Source organism: Yersinia sp. 2542 StPb PI (genome assembly GCF_048593855.1).
In the GTDB taxonomy this organism is placed as follows: Bacteria; Pseudomonadota; Gammaproteobacteria; order Enterobacterales; family Enterobacteriaceae; genus Yersinia; species Yersinia enterocolitica_E.
Genome location: NZ_JAZGQA010000252.1, coordinates 1 through 5,187 on the forward strand (window position 1 = coordinate 1; position 5,187 = coordinate 5,187).

Sequence of the window (5,187 nt, forward strand, 5' to 3'; positions counted from 1 at the left end):
CGCCGACTCCCCTACTGATGCGTCAGTTACCCAGAGGATCGCACTTTGCCGTTAGACGCCCTTTTGGCTCGGTGCTAAAATCGCTTAATAAAATTCATCTGCCAAGACTTTATCTCCTTCATATTCATGCCAGGGAGTGAGTTGATATTGATGTTATTCAGCCTTTTTAATATATGTAAGGCTGTTCAGGAGTTACTCATGCCATTGGCTATTATCGCACTCACCATTGCTACCTTTGGCATTGGTACCAGCGAGTTTGTAATTATGGGGTTATTGCCGGAAGTTGCCCATGACTTGGGGGTCAGTATCCCTAAAACCGGGATGTTGGTTTCTGTTTATGCCATGGGTGTGGTAATCGGCGCACCTTTATTGGCTATGGCAACGGCGCGAATCCCGCGTAAATCCACACTTTTGGGTTTAATTGTCCTGTTTATTATTGGCAATGTCCTGTGTGCATTGGCACAAACCTATAACTTATTGATGGCTGCCCGTATTATTGCAGCGCTCTGCCATGGCACTTTCTTTGGTTTGGCATCGGTGGTCGCAACTGATTTGGTCCAACCCAACCGCCGGGCGCGGGCAATAGCATTAGTCTTTATGGGTGTCACATTGGCAAATGTACTTGGTGTGCCATTAGGTACAGCAGTTGGACAAGCTTTTGGTTGGCGAGCCGCTTTCTGGGGTGTCAGTGCTATTGGTATTGTAGCTATCATCGCGGTGATCGCCTGGTTACCGAATAATATTCCGATGAAGAGAATCAGTCCTAAGCTGGAATTCAAAACCCTGATGCAGAAAAAAGTGCAAACCGCCTTACTGCTATCAGTATTAACCAATGCCAGCCTGTTTACTGTTTTCACTTATATTGCACCATTATTGCGCGAGGTGACGCGAGTTTCTGAACATGGCGTTACTGTGGTGTTATTGATTCTTGGGATTGGATTGTCCATCGGCAGCGTGATGGGGGGTCGTTTAGGCGACAAAAACCTGGTGGGATCCATGACCCGGCTAATCGCCATACTGATAGCTATCCTGTTGGCACTGCATTACACCATTGGTTTCTATTTACCGGCACTACTGACATTGTTTATCTGGAGCATTGTGGCTTTTGCCTTGTGCCCAATGTTACAACTATTAGTGGTGGATCAGGCCCGTGACGCCCCTAATCTGGCATCAACCTTTAACCAAAGCGCGTTCAATTTAGGTAATGCATTGGGCGCCTGGTTCGGTGGCACCTTGCTAGCCTTTGGCCTGCAATTACAGCAACTTCCGCTAGCTGCAATGGTCGTGATGGCTATCGCACTGGTCACTATGTTGCGTTTAAGATTGCATTTTCGTCGAACGGCAATTGTAAACCCCATCAATTAAGCAATCAATTCATCTTGCCCTACATATCTGTGGGGCAAATGCGCCGTTGCAGCCTATCGCACTCTTTTTATGCAAATAATTATCATTAACATTGGTTGATGTTATAGTTTATCCCTTTATAAGCCACAACCTCTGCTGGCTGATGACCAAGAATAAAACATCATAGGATAAGAAGGATAAACTGTGACCACAGGATCAACCGCAGCAAAACCCGCATATCGCCCAGTTCCACCCCGTCTGGTTCAGGTGAAAAAGGTGGTGGATACCTCACCGCATTTACGTCGAATCACCTTCCATAGCCCGACATTGCAGAATTACCCGTCTGATTGCGTGGGCGCTCATTTGAAAATCTTCCTACCTTTGGCGAGCCAAACTCAGCCGCAACTGCCAGTACTTGGTGAAAAAGGTCCAATCTGGCCTGCCGCCGAGGTCCGTCCGATTGTTCGAACCTATTCTGTTCGTGCTTCTCGCCCAGAACTGGGTGAGCTGGATATTGAGTTTGCTATCCATGATCACCGTGGTCCGGCGGTCGATTTTGCCCGCAATGCCAAAGTCGGTGATTGGTTAGGGATTACTAATCCTGGTGGACCGGAAACTATGTTGCCAGCAGCGGCATACAGCTATCTGGTGGGTGACCCCTCCTCACTGCCCGCTATTGCCGCCTTACTGGAAACCCTGCCTGCAAATGCCGAAGGCCATGCCATCATCCGTGTAAATAGCCCGCAAGATGTATTGAATCTGATTAAACCTGCCGGGTTGGAACTAAGTTGGGTCATTGGGGGTACGGAAAAAACAGGTGATGTGATAACCCAATTCTGTGCGCTGAATCTGCTGATGGAAGAGTCAACATTCTGGCTGGCGGGAGAAGATAGCATGGTGGTGCAATTGCGCCGTTATCTGCGCCGAGAAAAAGGGTGTGAGCGGCAGCAACTTTATGCTGTACCCTACTGGCGCGAAGGGCTGAATGAAGAAGATTATCACCATAAGCGCCATGAAGTTATGGACAATATTGACGAGTAAGATTAATTAATATCTGTAAAATCAATGGACATTACCCTGTAGTGTCCGTTTTCATCGCTATTTTTTTCACCCTTTCCAGTTAAAACCTTGTAAATTTTCTGCGACAATTCCCTGTTATTTGTTAGTCTTAAAGCTACTTAGCCTACAATATGGCACTTAATTATCGTTAAATGGCTCTAATGCCCGTTTAATGCAGTAAAGTTATTAGGAGCGCTCTCGAAATGAAGTCGCAAAATGATCCTGGCCGATCTAAATCTCGCCATCACGAATACTCCCTCATCCTGCCGATCATTGCATTGGTCATTCTTAATATCTGGGGTGATACCAGCAATTTTGCTGCTGTTATTGTTATCAACCTGATCGCACTTGTGGGTATCCTGAGCAGTGCTTTTAGCGTAGTGCGCCATGCTGACGTATTAGCACACCGCCTGGGAGAACCCTATGGCTCGTTAATCCTCAGTCTGTCGGTTGTTGTGCTTGAGGTCAGTTTGATCTCAGCCATGATGGCAACAGGTGATGCCGCACCGGCCCTGATGCGCGATACGCTCTATTCAATCATCATGATTGTGATTGGTGGATTGGTCGGTGTTTCCTTGCTGCTCGGCGGTCGCAAATTTGCTACCCAGCATGTCAATCTGGTGGGTATTAAACAGTATCTGATGGCTATATTCCCGCTGGCTATCATTGTGTTGGTGCTACCGAGTACCCTGCCCGGCGGCAACTTTAGCGTGGCACAATCACTGGTTGTCGCAGCAATTTCAGCCGCGATGTACGGTGTTTTTCTGCTGATTCAAACCAAAACGCACCAAAGTCTGTTTGTGTATGAACATGAGGATGAAGGTGACGACCCGAGTGACCCTCACCATGGTAAGCCATCCTCACACAGCAGTTTGTGGCACACATTTTGGTTGTTAATTCATTTAATAGCAGTAATAGCCGTTACCAAATTTGATGCCAACCCATTAGAAGCGCTGCTTACTGAGTTAAATGCACCGGCTAAATTTACCGGTTTCCTGATTGCGCTGCTAATCCTCTCCCCTGAAGGATTAGGGGCGTTAAAAGCGGTGCTGGCTAATCAGGTACAGCGTGCGATGAACCTGTTCTTCGGCTCAGTGCTGGCAACCATTTCACTGACCGTTCCTGCGGTTACCTTGATTGCGGTAATCACCGGGCAAGAGTTGAACTTTGGTCTGGAAGCACCACATATCGTGGTGATGGTCAGCGTGTTGATTTTGTCGCAAATATCATTTTCCACCGGCAGAACCAACGTACTTAATGGTACCGCCCATCTGGCGCTATTTGCCGCTTATATGATGACTATCATGCTGTAACTTCATGCCCGCAAGGGGATAAGCAAAGGGCAAGCGTTTATCGCGCTTGCCCTTTTTTATCGGGTCATCCATTCATAACACTGAGTTATGAATAGGCATTTAGAGTGTGTTGGCAGAGTGCAGAGCGGACACAGTCCTGTTTATCAAAGCGGATGATACCAATCATTTCATCCTCAGCAAAACGCTCCAGCGCGTCACTGAGACCTGATTTCACACCACGCGGAAGGTCGCATTGGGTGATATCGCCATTAACGATGACCGTAACATTTTCACCGAGACGGGTTAGGAACATCTTCATTTGGCTGGCGGTTACATTTTGTGCCTCATCGAGGATCACTACCGCATTCTCAAAGGTACGCCCGCGCATATAGGCGAAAGGCGCAATTTCCACTTTGCCGATTTCTGGGCGCAGACAGTATTGCATGAAAGATGAGCCGAGCCGGCGCAGCAGAATGTCATACACCGGGCGGAAGTAAGGCGCGAATTTCTCAGAGATATCACCAGGTAAGAACCCCAGATCCTCATCAGCCTGTAGTACAGGTCGCGTCACAATTATCCGATCAACTTCTTTGTGAATCAGTGCTTCTGCGGCCTTGGCCGCGCTGATAAAGGTTTTACCACACCCAGCTTCGCCGGTCGCAAAGATGAGCAGTTTATTGTCTATGGCTGATAAGTAATGACCTTGAGCTTCCGTACGCGCCTGAATAACGGAGGTATCACGGCTATCCCGTGCCATACCTATTGATTCAACACCGCCCATTTGCACTAACGATGTCACGTTTTCTTCCTCACGTTGACGATGACTACGTGAATCACGTCTAATTACGCGTTTCGCTTCACGACGAGCTTTGATCACTGCTTTCTGTCTTCCCATAGTGGCACCTTACAGTTTGTTTCACCTACCGCAGCAGCGGTTGCCTGCGCGATTATATCCGTCATACTTCAAGCTGCATGTGTGTTGACTTCCTGCAACTCGAATTACTTTGGGTATATGTTTCACATACGGATGAGGTTTTTGGCTTCCTTCGCAGCCAATAATAGCCAATGAAAAATGCGAGTAGCGTCAACACCAAGGCCCCAAAATGACGTGGGTAAAAACAGGTCTGGGGTGAGAACGATATCGCAAGGGAGTTATTACGTGACATGAATACTTGAAACAATAACGCTGGAGACAAAAATATATCAGGGATAGATAATGACAGTACTGCTGGAAAATGAGAGTCGGAGGGGGAGCCCTCGTAACAACGAGTTGCTTGGGTAAAACAGTGGTCTTGTCTTAACAGCCCAATCATGGACTCTAGCATTAGCGATCCCCGCAGTGATAAACAACAGCCTAAGCTATGCACCGTGTGAAAAATACCGCCAGATGATTACAGTATAATGACACTCTTAAGTTTCGCGATCTCAAAATGTAAAAAAATATAATTTTTTTATTTTCTCATTTTTTGCTCTGATTATTTTTTGCATCGCG

The 5,187-nt window shown here is 47.2% G+C and carries 4 protein-coding genes and 1 pseudogene; 3 read left to right on the top strand and 2 right to left on the bottom strand.

The features are described 5' to 3' along the window. The first annotated feature begins 198 nt into the window (after positions 1-198). The 3 genes from V1952_RS19880 to chaA all read left to right on the top strand — a co-directional run bounded on the left by V1952_RS19880 (position 199) and on the right by chaA (position 3,716). Complete coding sequence (locus V1952_RS19880; RefSeq protein ID WP_420075385.1) at positions 199-1,365, top strand: MFS transporter; 1,167 nt, start codon at positions 199-201, stop codon at positions 1,363-1,365. A 183-nt stretch (positions 1,366-1,548) separates the two neighbouring features. After that, a complete protein-coding gene (locus V1952_RS19885) occupies positions 1,549-2,385 on the top strand; it encodes a siderophore-interacting protein (RefSeq protein WP_420075386.1) in 837 nt (278 codons plus the stop codon). A 221-nt stretch (positions 2,386-2,606) separates the two neighbouring features. After that, on the top strand, positions 2,607-3,716 hold the full coding sequence (gene chaA / locus V1952_RS19890) for a sodium-potassium/proton antiporter ChaA (protein WP_083159060.1): 1,110 nt from the start codon (positions 2,607-2,609) through the stop codon (positions 3,714-3,716). 85 nt (positions 3,717-3,801) lie between these two features. Here chaA and phoH read toward each other — a convergent pair whose 3' ends face one another. Together phoH and V1952_RS19900 are read right to left on the bottom strand one after the other, a co-directional pair. After that, positions 3,802-4,590, bottom strand: a complete 789-nt coding sequence (gene phoH / locus V1952_RS19895) for a phosphate starvation-inducible protein PhoH (protein ID WP_032906294.1) — start codon at positions 4,588-4,590, stop codon at positions 3,802-3,804. A 122-nt stretch (positions 4,591-4,712) separates the two neighbouring features. Next, positions 4,713-5,020 (bottom strand): annotated as a pseudogene (locus V1952_RS19900) (hypothetical protein). Between the last annotated feature and the right edge of the window lie 167 nt (positions 5,021-5,187).

Excerpts from the sequence above, each read along its gene's own strand:
- V1952_RS19880 (WP_420075385.1), top strand. The coding sequence starts at position 199 with ATGCCATTGGCTATTATCGCACTCACCATTGCTACCTTTGGCATTGGT.
- chaA (WP_083159060.1), top strand. The coding sequence starts at position 2,607 with ATGAAGTCGCAAAATGATCCTGGCCGATCTAAATCTCGCCATCACGAA.
- phoH (WP_032906294.1), bottom strand. The coding sequence starts at position 4,590 with ATGGGAAGACAGAAAGCAGTGATCAAAGCTCGTCGTGAAGCGAAACGC.